This is a genomic window from Novosphingobium sp. 17-62-19, assembly GCF_002256775.1.
Classification (GTDB): domain Bacteria; phylum Pseudomonadota; class Alphaproteobacteria; order Sphingomonadales; family Sphingomonadaceae; genus Novosphingobium.
The window spans coordinates 17,920-31,654 of sequence record NZ_NCII01000028.1; the positions used below are offsets into that span (position 1 = coordinate 17,920).

The following is a 13,735-nucleotide window of genomic DNA, read 5'->3' on the forward strand; positions in this document are numbered from 1 at the left end:
GCGCCCTCACCTGCTGCGGCTATGCCTTTGGCGAGAGGCATAGGTCCATGCCAGCGCTCCGACAGCAGCCGTTGCCCCGATATCAACGATCCAGTTGAGGCGCGGACCACGGTAGATCAGCACGTCGAGCGCGTGGAGCGACACCACGCGCACAACGATGAGCAGCGCCATCACAGCGCAAGCCATCCCAGCCGCCAACGCAACGCGCGAGCGACCGCCGGATTTGAGCACGCCGCTGCTGACAACCTTTGCTGCACCGAAGAACGCAGCCAAAGCGGCCGCAATGATGATCGCGCTGGCAATGACCGACTGGTATTCGCGCCGTGTCGAGTAGATGTTCTCGTCACGCAGTTCCCCACGCAGCAACAGACGCAAGCCTTCCTCAAGGCCGAAGATGCGCGAGAATGCGCAAGCCGTGAACAACAAGATTGCAGCCAACCAGACCGTGCGATGCCAAGGCGGCACTCTTGGCCCCGGCTGCGCAGCCTTGGCTGCGCGCGCCGCCATGATCGCAGTGATCGCATAGAGCGCCGCCGCCGCAAGGCCCAGCAATTCGGTCGATTTGTACATCGTCTTCTTAAACTCCCGAATCTCACTCAGCGCATGTCCGCATTTATTGCGATGCAGCATAGGTCATGCCGCGCTTCCTGCCAAAGTGGCACAGGCCTGTCCATAACTGGCAGGACCGGGCAGGTTTTGGACCCCAGCCTAGGCTTGCGCAGCAGGTGTGCGAGGGGTATGCGAACAATACTTGGCTTTTCGGCCAAATTTTCGGGCAGTTTTTCAAGGTGAAAGCCGGCATGGATATTACAATGGCTCGCTGCGCTGCAAGAACAGCCTTCCTTGTTGGAACGGCTTTGACAATTGCGGGATGCAGCACTGGCCCTGCCGCTCGCATCGGCATGGCAGCAGACACACCGGTTGCGTCGCTTGGACAGCAGGACTTTTCGGCAGACGAGGCCGAGATCTACACCTTGCGCCCGTCAGATGTCGTTTCGGTCACCGTATTTCGTGAGCCGGACCTTTCGGTCGAAAATATTCCGGTGGGCGCCGATGGTATGCTTTCGCTGCCGCTGGTCGGTTCGCTGAAGGTCGAAGGCATGACCACGCGTGATCTGGAGCGTTCTGTGACCGAGCGCTTGGCCAAGAGCCAGCTCATCGACCCGCGCGTTTCGGTGAACGTGATGCAGTTCGGCTCGCATCTGGTCACGGTCGAAGGTTCGGTTGAAAAGCCAGGCATGTTCCCATTCAAGCCTGGCACCCGCCTGACCGGTGCAATCGCACTGGCCGAAGGGCTGAAGCGCGAAGCCAAGCTCAGCGAAGTTGCGGTCTTCCGGCAGACCAAGGAAGGTATCGCAGTGGCCAAGTTCGACTATGGCGCAGTGCGTGCCGGCACCATGCTGGACCCGGTCTTGCTGCCAAGCGATCGCGTGATCGTGGGCACTTCGGGCCTCTCGCTGTTCTGGCAGGATCTGATCAAGTCGCTGCCTGCTTTCGCGCTGTTCACACGCTTCTGATGGTCTTCCCGCTCGGAACCGATCGCGCACAGAATTCTAAAGGGTTTTAACCGGAATGACCAACGCCAGCCTGACCCGATCGCCTAACGAGCACTACTTGCTCGATGATGGAGATTCCGCCGGTGCGCCCGCCAGCCTGATCAGTCTATCGATGATCAGAGGCATACTCTTCCGCCAGCGTTACATGCTGGCAGGAATCATTGGGCTGGCGCTGGTTGCGGCACTGGTCTTCACGCTGCTGACGCGCCCGATGTATAGCGCTGCGGCGACTGTCCGCATTGAGCCGTTCGTGTCTTACATCGTAAACGGCCAGAATCTTTCTCCCGATATCCCCACCAACGAAGTCGACCGCTTCATGCAGACGCAGTCGACCGTAATCACCAGCCGCAAGATCGCCTACGAAGTTGTTGATGCGCGCAAACTGGCTGACCGTGAGGATTTCATTGGCGAGCTTGCCAAAGTCCGTCCTGAAGGTGCGGACGACAAAGCCTGGAAAAATATGCGGCGCGAAGCCGCTGCCGACTTGGTAACTGGCGGTACGCGAGTGGTTATCCCCTCTGAAAATCGTATCATGACGATCAGCTACAGTTCTCCAAGCCCGACGATTGCGGCAGAACTGGCCAATGCGATCACTGATGCTTTCGTGCAGGAAGATGTCCGCCGCAGCATCGAGACAAACACGTACGCCCGCAACTATCTCCAGACTGAAATTGCCAAGCTGCAGCAGCGTGTGCAGGAATCGGAAGTTGCGACGAACGCTTACGCACGGATCAATGGCATCGTGGCGCAGGCACCGATGCTCGCCGCTACCAACGACGGTCAGGCGAGCCCTGCCCAGACGGTAAAAGTTGCCACACTCGCCAGTGTAAACCAGACCTACACAGAAACGCGTGCCAAGCGTATTGCCGCTGAGCAGCGCTGGAACGCAATTGCCAACGTGCCAGCCGCGCAACTTCCTGAAGTTCAGCAGAACTCCGCAATTCAGGAAATGGTGACCGAACGGTCAAAGGCTATCACCGAACTGTCGCAGCTGCGCCAGCGTTATGGTGAGGGATATCCTCGTCTGCGCGAACTGAATGCGCAGGTCACGTCTTTGACGACACAAATCAACAGCGCAACGGCGGCGGTCAAGAACAGCATCCGAGACGAATATCTGATCGCACAGCGTCAGGAATCGGCACTTGAAAGTGAATTGAGCAAGGTTTCGGGCGATACGCTGGTCGAGCAAGACAAGCGCGTTCGCTATAATATGCTTGATCGTGAAGCGACGGCGCTGCGTGCGCAGCTATCTTCACTGCTGGCCCGCTACAACGAAATTTCGGCTGCTGCAAACCTCAATTCGGGCACAAGCACCAAGCTGGATGCAGCGCGTGTTCCGGGCGGTCCGGTTTCGCCCAGCCTGCCCAAGAACATGCTGATCGGGTTGCTGCTCGGCACAGCGGTGGCGGTGGGCATTGCCCTGCTCCGCGAAATCTTTGACGACCGCATCCGCAGCACCGATGAAGTGGAGCGCAAGCTCGGCCTGCCGTTGCTTGGCTTCACGCCTGACGTAGGTGATCGCGATCTGGCCGAGGAAGTTTCCGATCCGTTCAGCTTGTTGATGGAATCCTACTCCTCGATCCGCAGCTCGGTTGACTTTGTGGTCCCCGGCAAGCACCGCGTATTGCAGATCACCAGTTCGGAACCTTCGGAAGGCAAATCGCTCACCGCCGCCACGATTGCCCGCAAGTATGCCCAGCTTGGCCGCCGGACGCTGCTGATCGACGCCGACTTGCGCAAGCCTTCGCTGTTTGCACTGTTCGGCACCAAACGCCCCGATGTCGGGTTTGTCGAAGTGCTGCTGGGTGACGTGAAATTCGAAGACGCGCTGATCAAGGGTACGCCTGAAAATCTCGATGTGCTGCCCGTGGCGCGGTCGAAGATCAATCCGGTCGAGTTGTTATCCTCGCAGGTGCTGATCGACTTTGTCGAGCGCTACCGTGAACAGTATTCGTTGATCATCTTTGACTCCGTGCCGGTCATGGGCCTTGCCGACGCGCCACTGCTGTCGCGCATTGCCGATGCCACGATCTTCATCGTCGAGGCCAACCGCGCGCATTACGGACAGGCAAAGACCGCGATTCGCCGCATTGCCAGCGCTGGCGCCAAGATCGCAGGCGTGGTGCTGACCAAGTACCGCGCGGGCGAAGCCGGCCAGTCCTACGACTATCACTACCAGTACTACGCCTACGGAGACCGGGCGAAGGACTGACGGGGAGGCCTGAAAGGCGAACGGGGGCGGGCCAACCGTCCCTGATCATTACCGGAGCACCGCAACGACCGGAGGCGTTCTTCGCCCAAGTCCTTGCTGTGGAGTTTTTAGCGCATCCTTCGGGGTGGTTTCTTGAGGAGCCTGTCCGTGACCCTCCAGCAGCTGAAACACGAAGGGCAGCTGCAGCCGCAGATCCTTCACGTTTCAGCCGATTTTCCTGATCCGATCGACGGCGGGAAAACGAAGGTGATCCGCAGACTTCTGGAAATGACCGCACGGGAATTTTCCCACCGCGTCATCTCGATAAACCGCGCCTCACCCAGCGCAGCCGCACTGCTTGGCGCGATCGTACGCGGTTTTGGATCGCCGAGGCTTACAACCCGATCCGAAGCGTTCGAGTGGGGCACCGCGATGACCTATCACGCGCCAGGGCGGGGACTTTTTCACAAGACCATGCTGGAGCAACTGGGCGACCGGATTGCGCAGGGTATCTCCCAAAGTGAAAAGCCTGACCTGATCGTTGGTCACAAGCTGACGGTCGAGGGTGTTGCGGTGATGTGCGCCGCGCAAAAACTTGGTCTGCCCTATGCCATCACGATACAGGGCGATACCGACACCAAGATCCTGTCTGCACGGCCTGATCTGCGTTCTGTGTGCCGCAAGGTGTTTCTAGGTGCATCTCACGTCACTGTCTTTGCACCTTGGGCACTTGAGGCGGTGGAGGCAAAACTGGGCAAGCGTTCCGGCCCTGTTTCCATCGTGCCATGCCCCACCGAAATCGACGTTCCGCGCCCACCCATCGTCGGCGGCAATGGCCTGCTCAGCGTGTTTCACCTGAAGAGTCATGCACGCAAGAACCTGTCTGCGATGGCCGAGGCGCTGCGCCTGCTGGCCACCGATGGCCAGCCGCAGCAACTGGCGGTGTGCGGGGGTGGCAGCGACGCCGATCTTGCAGCTGCACGCGAAGCGGCGGGCGATGCGCCGGGGCTGATGTTCGAAGGCCCGCTTGATCGCGACACGGTGCCGAACCGGATGAACGCGGCGACCGGTTTTGTCTTGCCATCGCGGCGCGAAACGTTCGGACTGGTTTTCATCGAGGCATTGTTTGCAGGCCTTCCGGTTATCTATCCGGCGGGGCAGGCGGTGTCGGGATATTTCGAGGACTGCCCCTTTGCCATCCCGGTTCCCCCCGGTGATCCGCGCGCGCTGGCCAACGCGATGGCGCAACTGGTCAGGGACGAAGCCTTGCTGAAGGCCGCGCTGACTCAGTGGCAGCAATCGCCTGAAGCGCAGCGCTTCATGCGGCCCGCAATTGCACGCGACTATGCCGCGGGTCTGGCGCAGGCCCTGCCCTGTGCCACCGCCCCTTCCCCTTCCATTCCTGTTGCCGGAGCGGCCTGAATGCCCATTTCCCGTGCCCCGCTGACCACCACCCATCCGCACGGCTACGTCCTTGTCCGCGAGGATCGCACGCTGGGGCTGCTGCGCATTTCCAAGAATGCGTCGACCGAATCCAAGGTTCGCCTCGATTGCCGCGACTGGATTGCGTTTGACCAGTTCGATGGGCCGAGCGTGGCATTTCTGCGCGAACCTTACAGCCGCTTCCTCAGTTCCATCCCCGAAACGATGCTGCGCGTCACGCATTTTCAGATCGAAGACCCCAGCCGCAAGGATCGTGTGGTTGCGCCGGAAGACGTCTACCGCGAGCTTTGCGCGATTGCGAAGTTGCCGATCGAGCAGTTCGCGCAAGGGTTCTTCGAGCTTGTTCGCTATGCCTTCTTTGACGCGCATCATGAACCACAGGTCAGCTTTCTGGCTGACCGTCACGGCGCATTGCGGATCGATCCCTACATTTACCGCACATCTGCCTTCGATCAGGCACTGGAGCAGATCGAGGCGCGGTTCGGGGTGAAAGCGGTGCCGGTGGCGCAGCAGAGCAACAAGGGCGGGGCCAAGCCGATGGCCGGGCGGAACAAAGGCATCGACTTTGCCCGCAAGCTGTCCGGCACGGGCGTATACAAGCGGGTGGAATATGGTGGTCCGCTGATGGCGCGCCACGGCAGCGGGAGCGACGGCCCGGCGACGATTCGTGAAATCAACGCATGGTGCAACCAGTTCACCACAGAACTGAAGCGCGCAACGCTACCCGCCAGTTTACGCAGTGACATCGAAGCGCTCTACGCCGACGATGTGGCACTGTGGCGGCGGATTGAGGCGGTGGGCGGTGATGTGCCAGCCAGCATGATCTGGCAAGCATGACGTGCCGTCATTACGCGGAGCGTCAGCCATGAACGCTGATCCCGATAGCACTCAGATTTGGGATGTGGTCGTGGTAGGCAGCGGTATGGGCGGCTCAATGGCGGCTGCGGTACTTGCAGACAGCGGATTGTCCGTGCTCGTTATCGAGAGCGGAACGAAGAACCCCAAGGGACGCAACCGCTCCTCGTTCGCAGCGAAACTAAAGCACAAGATTTTTGCGGAAGTGCAAACTGATTTGGACAGCGAACGCTGGCCTGATCCTCTCTTGTTTCGCACTACATCTTCGCGCCGTTACAATGCAATTCGGCCAATTTTGGGGCGCGTGGCGGGAGGTTCAGCCGCCATTTACGGTGCGGCGCTCGGACGAGCAAGGCGCAGCGATTTTGAACAGGATTGGCAACCTTCTGCCTGGCTTGCGGGAGCAGCGTCTGCGCTCCCGAACAATTGGCCGCTCAACTTCGATGAAATGGTCGCCCGTTATGGGGAAGTAGAAAAGTTGTTGCGAGTCACCGGTTCGCCCGATCCTCTTGATCGTGACGACAATTCAGATTTGCGGGCGGCTCCACCGATTTCAAGCAACAGTGCAGCACTGTTTGAGCGATTGAGGTCCAACGGTCGACACCCGTTTCGAATGCACGTGGCAATTGACTATCGACCGGGCTGCAACGAATGCCAAGGCGAACTCTGTCATCGGCAGTGCAAGTCAACGTCGTTCAACCGACTGCTAGATCCGCGAATCGCTGGCGGAAAAGTTGCGCTACGGATGGAAACACACGCCGAGAGGATTGAACGCGACCCCGGCGACATCCTTCGAGTCCGCATTCGTGACAATACGGGAAACAAAAGTGCGGTGTCGGCAAGAAGAATTGTTCTGGCTGGCGGCGCACTGAACACACCGCTGCTACTGCGTCGATCCGCTTCACTCTGGGCAAACGACAAGGTTCCAGAGCAAGTGGGTGCAGGTTTGATGTTTCATTTTAGCGATATGCTTGCTGTGATGGAGGCAAACGATGGTCCGGGTAATGGCGGACCACTCAAAACATTGGCATTCAGAGACCATTACGTGGAGGGCAACATGCCGCTAGCGGAGTGCCAATCTCTAGGCTTAGCTGCCTCGCCTTGGATGGTCGGCGACTACCTTGAAGGTGAAATGCTCGAACTTGGACTAGGCAGAATTCCTCTGCTCTCCTTCGCTGCAAATATCGCTGGACGTATTGCCGCCAAAGGGTTCAGTAATGCCTATCTTTTCACCGCTGCTTTGGAAGACCTTCCATATCTGCATAACAGAGTTGATCCACTGGGACCGAGTATTGTGCCCGGCCTTGATCGCATTGCCGTGACTTATAAGGCACCGGAAGAACTCCTCGTCCGCGCCCGCCGATTGCGAGCGTTGCTGCGCGAGGCATTTGCACCTGCGCAAGTGCGGTTCCTCAAGCGGCTGGGCGCCCCCAATCTTGGGCATCCGATGGGCACATGCCGCATGGGTGATGATCCGGCAGTGTCGGTTGTTGATCCTGATGGGCAGGTGTGGGGGCAACCGGGCATCTATGTGGCCGATGCTTCGGCTTTCCCTTCAAGTCTGGGCATCAATCCGGCGCTGACGGTGGCAGCAAACGCGCTGCGCGTGGCCGAAAACATCGTTGGGCAAACGGTTTTCAATGCCGAGGCGGCAGCACAGATTGCCGTACCGGCGTTTGACACTCACTAGGCATTGATACATAGCATCAGCGAGAATTGCTGCAGATGCGAAGGCAAGGCGGATCTTCGATGGCGCTAACACAAGCAACCACCGCATACCGCCCTTCGACGGCAGCACCTCCGCGCGGCTATCGCACAATGGCCGATACTCGGCATGTGATTGTGCCGTTGATTCTGTTCTGGGCAATTCTGTTGCCCGCTGGGCTAGCCGTTGACCTTGGCGGGTTCAAGCTGCCGCCGTATCGGCTGGTCGCAATGTTGCTCGCACCTGCCGCTATCAACCAGATAATGCAGCGCCGCCTAAAATTCGGGCTGCCGGATTACCTGATAATAGCAGGCGGGCTGTGGGGCTTTCTGGCTATGTTCTTCAATTCGCCGCTCCAGAAGGCAATTGAGGGTGGTGGCAGTTTCTTCATCGATTTGATCGGTGGCTATCTGGTAGGGCGCGCCTACCTCACAGATACACGACGGCTACGCACTTTTGTCGTACACGCCTTGCCCGGGGTAATCATAATAGCGATCATTCTGATGATCGAAGCTATTTCTCACCAGTTGTTGATTGCACCATTGTTTCCCATCCGAGCACGGCTCGATAAATTGTACGAGACGCGGCTAGGTCTTCTCCGAGCGCGAGCAACGTTCCCGCATTCAATGTCTGCTGGCATCTTTATGACGTCAATGCTGCCACTCTACTACCTATCAGGCCTAAAAGGCCGAACTAGGTGGATAGGTACTGTTGCGTCATTAGGGGCTGTGTTTTCGCTAAGTTCGGCCGCCATTTTGACGATCATGCTAAGCGCGTTCTTGATAGGTTATCGCGCAATATTCACATTTGTTCTTCGAATGAAGGAGCGCATGATTTATCTATTTTATGCTGCGGTGGCTGCATTTGTATTTCTTGAGGTCTTTTCTGGCAGAGGGGCGATTCGCGTAATTGTCCAATATTTCACCCTTTCACCGGAAACAGGCTACTATCGTATTATCATCTGGAATTATGGCACCGCGTCAGTCGGAAAACAGCCTTGGTTCGGCATCGGTGACGCCCCAATGGAAAGGGCGCGGTGGATGATTATGGAAACGATTGATAATCACTGGTTGATGCTTGCCGTCAAATATGGCCTCCCAGCCACCGTTTTAATTGGCGCGGGTGTTATAGCGGCTATCTGGCAGTGCAGCGCCCGCAACCAAAAGCTTAACAATTTTGATAGGGCAACGACAATGGGCGTGGTCTTCTCATTGACGTGTACTACCATCGTTGCCTTCACGACGTCGCTGTGGGCGAACAACATCATCTGGTATATGATGGTAGCAGGCATCGCCTGTGGCATGGCCAATCAAGCGCGAGCACATAGCGCTCCGCGCGGCGTTGCACACAATGGCACTCCACGTGTTTCTAAGACAGAAAATCAGTGCGTTTAAGACGAATCGCGATTTCGCGGTGGCAGCGAAGGCGGGAGGTGCAAGTAGCCTCATGACTACTCCCATCCAACACGGTGCGCACCCAGAATTGAGCATCCTGATCGTCGCCTATAATTCAGCCGGATTCATTGCCGACTGCATTGCCTCCATCGTCGAACATACCAGCGCCGGTAGCTACGAAATCCTGCTGGTCGATAACGGCAAGGACGGCACCGAAGCATTGGTCCGCGACAGGTTTCCGCAAGTTCGGATTGTGCCGAGCCAGGGCAATATCGGCTTTGGCAGGGGAAACAATCTGCTGGCAGGCCATGCCAGAGGGCGGTTCCTCTTGCTGCTCAATCCCGATACGCGGCTTGTAGATCATGCGGTTGACCGGCTTCTGGAATTTGCCAGAAGCAAGCCCGCCGGGGCATGGGGCGGGCTGACAATGTATCCCGATGGTCGGCTCGATGGTGGAAACTTTCTGACGATCCCAACGCTGAAGGGCCTCATCCGTGAGTCATTTTTCGGCCTTCAGGCAGGTTCACGCGAAGCCGCGCTGGAACAGTTGACGGCGCCGCAGCAAGTTTCTGTGCTGTGTGGCGGCTTCATGATGATAAGCCGGGAGGCTTGGAATGCGATTGACGGGTTCGACCCGACGTTTTTGCTATACGCCGAAGAGCTGGATCTGTTCACCCGGCTGAAAGCAGCAGGCTATGAAGTGTGGCTGACGCCTGACAGCCGGATCGTCCACGATGTTGGCAGCGGGAACCCGGATTCGCCTGGCCGATTGCTCTATTCATCGACAGGACGGATGCATTATGCGCGGCGTCACTGGCCTTTCCCAGGCGCTCAACTGGCCGGCTTTGCGCTCTGGCTGACGATGGTGCGGCGGTGGGCTGCAAGCGGCCTGATCGGGCTGGCATCGGCCCGTCACCGTGCCCGCCGGAAAGCCTATGACCGCATCGTGCTGAACCCCGGATGCTGGTGGCGGGGGTATGAAGGGCGTAATTCACTGGAGTGAACTGCGGCCCTTGCTTCACCCGAAGAAGCGCACGCCAACCACTTTGCGCACAACGATGGACGCGGTGATGCGCCGGAACAGGATGCCCGCAGAAACGGCTACCGCAGCCCCCATCACGCCCCAGATCGGAACGAAGAACCAGCTAAGCAAGCCTGCGATCACGCAACCGCCGATACCGTAAGTGAGCGTCCATTTTTCCTGCCGGGCCATCAGCAGGATCGATGCCACCGGTCCTGTGGCGATATTGGCCATCTGGCCGAGTGAGATGATCCTCAACGCATTTGCGCCGGACTTGAACTCTTCGCCGAACAGGCCGAGCAGAAATTCCGGCGCGGCAAGGATCACCACCATCAGCGGTGCGCCCGCTGCGATCATGGCCAAAGAGACATTCCGGGCCAGCCGGTTGACGCTGGCGATATCGTTGCGCGCGAGCAAGGCGGCAAAGTGCGGCCCCATGATCGATTCAGCCGCCATCATGATCAGCCCGAACAACGCCCCGATCTGGAAGCACACGCGAAAGATGCCCGCATCGGCTGTCGTGCCGTAGTTGGTGAGCATCAGCGTGGCGAACCATTCGACAAGGAATACCGTTACTTGCGAGCCAAGCACCATCATGCCGGAAAGCAGCATCGGCGAACTGGTGCCAACCGGCCAATGGCGCGTTTCGCGGTGCAGCACGAAAGTGGCCAGCAGCAGACACAACATGAAACCAAAGGTATAGAAGATCGCAGCATAGAGCGCGGGGATCTGCCAATCCATCATCAAACTTGTGCCAAGCAGAAGAACCGCAGTGCCGGTCCCCAATGGCCCCTGCACCACTTGTGACAGCGCCACTTTGCCGATGGCGCGCAAGGCAGCCGCAAGCAGGCGCATGGCAGCAAGGATGGGGATGAGGATACCGGTTACCAGAATGAAGGGCGCAGCCTCGCCACCCTTCACCCAGAATTCGGATATCGGCCGATTGCCAAGGACAAACAGCAGGCCGATCATGCCGGACAACACCACCGTGACCAGCAGCCCCTGCCGGATGGCCTTGCGCGCCTTGCCAAAGTTCTTTTCGACCCGCGCCACGGCGATTGTGCGGACAATAACGATGTCCAGCCCCAGTGCGGCAAAGGTGGAAAAGAGCACGCCAGTGGTCATGACGATGGCGTAAAGCCCGGCCCCTTCGGGACCGAACTTGCGCGCGACCATCCAGTTCAGAACAAAGCTCAACCCTGCAGTTGCGAAACGCATGACGAACGCAATCAACATCTCGATGCCAACGCCGTTGAGCCGCCGCCTGAGCTTCGCCCACTTCGAGACGGGAACCTCGTCAGAGCCAGTGATCTCGCTCATTTGCTGCACGTTCTCCGTTCCGGCGCGGCCGACATTTCCGGCCATCACCTTGGCGCTAGCACCGGCGCTTTTCTATACACGATGCTGCGGCGCAACACCATTAGATGCTGGCGCACTTACCCGCTGCACGAACGCGCTTTCCGATTTGCTTAGATCGAAGCTACCGAGGAGCGGATGGTAGATACCTTCCCGGAGCAATTGCCCCGGATGTTCAAGCAGGGTCGCGGATAAGCAGCAGGGTCTCGAAGGGATCGATTTCCCAGCGCGTTGCGGCTTCTGCGTTGTCTTGAAACGCATCAAAGGTTTCGACCGAGAACCCGGCTGTCGTCAGCGCGTCAACATACGACTGCTGCGTGAAAAGGCGCACGTGATCGTCCTGCCCGAACAGTGCAATGCGCCGCGTGCCATCCATAGCCTGACCACCATCACGGTGTTCATCAAGCTTGAGCGCGATGGGCACCTGCATGATCGCAAGGCCCGTGCCCTGCTTCAGCACGCGACGGACCTCGGAAAGCGCTTTCGGCAGATCGTACACGTGCTCCATGATGTGGTTCGCCACGAGCAGATCGACCGAATTGTCTGAAAGAGTCAGCCCTTCGAGGTTCTGAGGCTCAACGTCATTCATGTGGCGGTAGCGATGAGGTGCAAGATCGTAGGCAGTGTAGCCTTGCCCGAACAGGTTCTTCAACTGGATCGACAGCCCCTTTTCCGGTGCGAAGTGGGCAACCGTCAGAGCCGCTCCAAGCGTTGTGAAGGCCGAATGCTTGCTATTCAAGTAAAGCCAGATCAAGCGTTCACGCGAACCGGAATGGCAGATCGGGCACAGATCCTTGCGCCGCTTCAAACCGCCCACAACTTGCAGTTCTTCCAGCACGGGGAAGCCGTAACCGCTATCGAGGCGCGTTCTGATGCTGCTGCCGCAAACTTCGCAGTTTCGCGGTCCGAAATGGAGAAGCTTACGACCCATCGCAATCACTGGATAAGGGATCGCTGCCCCACTCGCTTCTTCAGACTCACAGGTTCTCGCTCCTCGTCATACCGCACTGCCGCAACAGTTCATTTTTTGCATCTTATCGGATCGATTTGCGGTTACAATGATTTTTGCTGCAATGCGAAATAAGTTTGTCTAGCTTGGCAAGCTGTAGTGTTGGCGCAAGAGTGATGGACGCCGTTTTCCGAGGAATTTCGCAGGATGGATACAGCAAACGGGGACGGGGGTGCTTCCCGTAAGACCCAATCGATCGGCGGAGCTTTTGCGTTGAACAACAACCGAGGGCCTGGCTTCGACACGGTCCGCATTTTGGCTGCGAGCTGCGTCGTGTTCCATCACAGTCTTGCCATCAAGTACGACATTGTGGCGGTGGATCACATCAACCACTTCAGCCACGGTTACACAAATCTGGGCTTTCTGTCTGTCTGCGTATTTTTTGCGTTGAGCGGCTTTCTCGTAACTCCGGGTTTGATCAAGACTGGGGACATAGTCGGCTATCTCTCGCGGCGCCTTATGCGAATCATGCCGCTGCTGCTGGTCGTGGTTGCTTTTACCGCGCTGGTTGTCGGTCCGCTCACCTCGTCGCTACCGATAGACGTCTATTACTCCGATGAGGCAACCTGGCGTTATTTCCGCAATCTGACAACGTGGTTGAGCCTGCAACTGCCGGGCGTAGCGGATTATGACGGCGGCGACACGATCAATGGCCCGATGTGGACCCTGCACTATGAATGGATCTGCTACCTGCTGCTGGCGCTGCTGCAGTTTTTTGCGATAGTCCGCAAACGCCAGCTATTTCTGACCATCTGGCTGGTATCGGTGGCTGTTTCCGCATTCGTGTTTTTTGTAGACGGCCCAAGCGAAGCAAGGCTGCTCAGACTGTTTGAGTTGACCTCGTACTTTGGTGCAGGCGCACTGATATTTTTGTACCGGGATCGTCTGCCTTGGTCTTGGGGCATTATGGCTCTGACTCTGGCACTGTTGATTGGCGCACTGACCGTCAACCTCGGGGTGATCTTGGCCCCTGCATTGGTTGCCTATCTGGTCGTGGGCATGGGCATGGCGCAATTTCCGTGGGCCAGGCTGCTTTCTAAAGGCGATGTTTCGTATGGCATTTATCTGACGCACAGTGTCGTATTCGTTCTCATCATGCATTTCATGCCTGCGCGGCGACAACTACGATGGCCGGTTGAGCGGCGACTATGATGGCCGGTAGGATCGGTTGTCTGGTCTGATCGTAGGGAGGGGCGCAGCCCCGA

11 protein-coding genes are annotated in these 13,735 nt (G+C 58.1%); 8 read left to right on the forward strand and 3 right to left on the reverse strand.

The window, feature by feature from the left end; genetic code table 11:
• Positions 1–6: 6 nt before the first annotated feature.
• Entirely contained in the window at positions 7–570 is a 564-nt protein-coding gene (locus B7X90_RS07065; protein WP_292623011.1) for a hypothetical protein, read from the reverse strand.
• 332 nt (positions 571–902) lie between these two features.
• Here B7X90_RS07065 and B7X90_RS07070 point away from each other — a divergent pair, with 332 nt between their 5' ends.
• From B7X90_RS07070 to B7X90_RS07100, 7 genes are all read left to right on the forward strand, one after another.
• Positions 903–1,517 (forward strand): polysaccharide biosynthesis/export family protein, encoded by a 615-nt coding sequence (locus tag B7X90_RS07070; protein WP_292623013.1) that lies wholly within the window; start codon positions 903–905, stop codon positions 1,515–1,517.
• Positions 1,518–1,572: 55 nt separating this feature from the next.
• Positions 1,573–3,768, forward strand: coding sequence for a polysaccharide biosynthesis tyrosine autokinase (locus tag B7X90_RS07075; protein WP_292623014.1), 2,196 nt, complete (start codon positions 1,573–1,575; stop codon positions 3,766–3,768).
• Between the two features lie 147 nt (positions 3,769–3,915).
• Complete coding sequence (locus tag B7X90_RS07080; RefSeq protein ID WP_292623015.1) at positions 3,916–5,169, forward strand: glycosyltransferase family 4 protein; 1,254 nt, start codon at positions 3,916–3,918, stop codon at positions 5,167–5,169.
• Positions 5,170–6,027, forward strand: a complete 858-nt coding sequence (locus tag B7X90_RS07085; protein ID WP_292623016.1) for a hypothetical protein — start codon at positions 5,170–5,172, stop codon at positions 6,025–6,027.
• A 28-nt stretch (positions 6,028–6,055) separates the two neighbouring features.
• Positions 6,056–7,735 carry a GMC family oxidoreductase gene (locus B7X90_RS07090; RefSeq protein ID WP_292623017.1) on the forward strand — a complete coding sequence of 560 codons (1,680 nt, stop codon included), beginning with the start codon at positions 6,056–6,058 and terminating at the stop codon, positions 7,733–7,735.
• Between the two features lie 128 nt (positions 7,736–7,863).
• Positions 7,864–9,144, forward strand: coding sequence for a hypothetical protein (locus tag B7X90_RS07095; RefSeq protein ID WP_292623019.1), 1,281 nt, complete (start codon positions 7,864–7,866; stop codon positions 9,142–9,144).
• A gap of 52 nt (positions 9,145–9,196) precedes the next feature.
• Positions 9,197–10,147, forward strand: a complete 951-nt coding sequence (locus B7X90_RS07100) for a glycosyltransferase family 2 protein (protein WP_292623021.1) — start codon at positions 9,197–9,199, stop codon at positions 10,145–10,147.
• 15 nt (positions 10,148–10,162) lie between these two features.
• On the opposite strand, the gene B7X90_RS07105 is transcribed toward B7X90_RS07100, so the two are convergent.
• Positions 10,163–11,485: an oligosaccharide flippase family protein gene (locus tag B7X90_RS07105; protein WP_292623023.1), complete on the reverse strand. Its 1,323-nt coding sequence runs from the start codon at positions 11,483–11,485 to the stop codon at positions 10,163–10,165.
• A 211-nt stretch (positions 11,486–11,696) separates the two neighbouring features.
• Entirely contained in the window at positions 11,697–12,452 is a 756-nt protein-coding gene (locus B7X90_RS07110; RefSeq protein WP_292623024.1) for a methyltransferase domain-containing protein, read from the reverse strand.
• 225 nt (positions 12,453–12,677) lie between these two features.
• Here B7X90_RS07110 and B7X90_RS07115 point away from each other — a divergent pair, with 225 nt between their 5' ends.
• Entirely contained in the window at positions 12,678–13,682 is a 1,005-nt protein-coding gene (locus B7X90_RS07115) for an acyltransferase (protein WP_292623026.1), read from the forward strand.
• Positions 13,683–13,735: the final 53 nt, after the last annotated feature.

What these genes read in the sequence shown, in the direction of transcription:
- B7X90_RS07070 (WP_292623013.1), top strand. Translation starts at nt 903, where the DNA reads ATGGCAGCAGACACACCGGTTGCGTCGCTTGGACAGCAGGACTTTTCG.
- B7X90_RS07105 (WP_292623023.1), bottom strand. Translation starts at nt 11,485, where the DNA reads ATGAGCGAGATCACTGGCTCTGACGAGGTTCCCGTCTCGAAGTGGGCG.
- B7X90_RS07110 (WP_292623024.1), bottom strand. Translation starts at nt 12,452, where the DNA reads ATGGGTCGTAAGCTTCTCCATTTCGGACCGCGAAACTGCGAAGTTTGC.
- B7X90_RS07085 (WP_292623016.1), top strand. Translation starts at nt 5,170, where the DNA reads ATGCCCATTTCCCGTGCCCCGCTGACCACCACCCATCCGCACGGCTAC.
- B7X90_RS07090 (WP_292623017.1), top strand. Translation starts at nt 6,056, where the DNA reads ATGAACGCTGATCCCGATAGCACTCAGATTTGGGATGTGGTCGTGGTA.
- B7X90_RS07075 (WP_292623014.1), top strand. Translation starts at nt 1,573, where the DNA reads ATGACCAACGCCAGCCTGACCCGATCGCCTAACGAGCACTACTTGCTC.
- B7X90_RS07095 (WP_292623019.1), top strand. Translation starts at nt 7,864, where the DNA reads ATGGCCGATACTCGGCATGTGATTGTGCCGTTGATTCTGTTCTGGGCA.
- B7X90_RS07100 (WP_292623021.1), top strand. Translation starts at nt 9,197, where the DNA reads ATGACTACTCCCATCCAACACGGTGCGCACCCAGAATTGAGCATCCTG.
- B7X90_RS07065 (WP_292623011.1), bottom strand. Translation starts at nt 570, where the DNA reads ATGTACAAATCGACCGAATTGCTGGGCCTTGCGGCGGCGGCGCTCTAT.
- B7X90_RS07115 (WP_292623026.1), top strand. Translation starts at nt 12,678, where the DNA reads ATGGATACAGCAAACGGGGACGGGGGTGCTTCCCGTAAGACCCAATCG.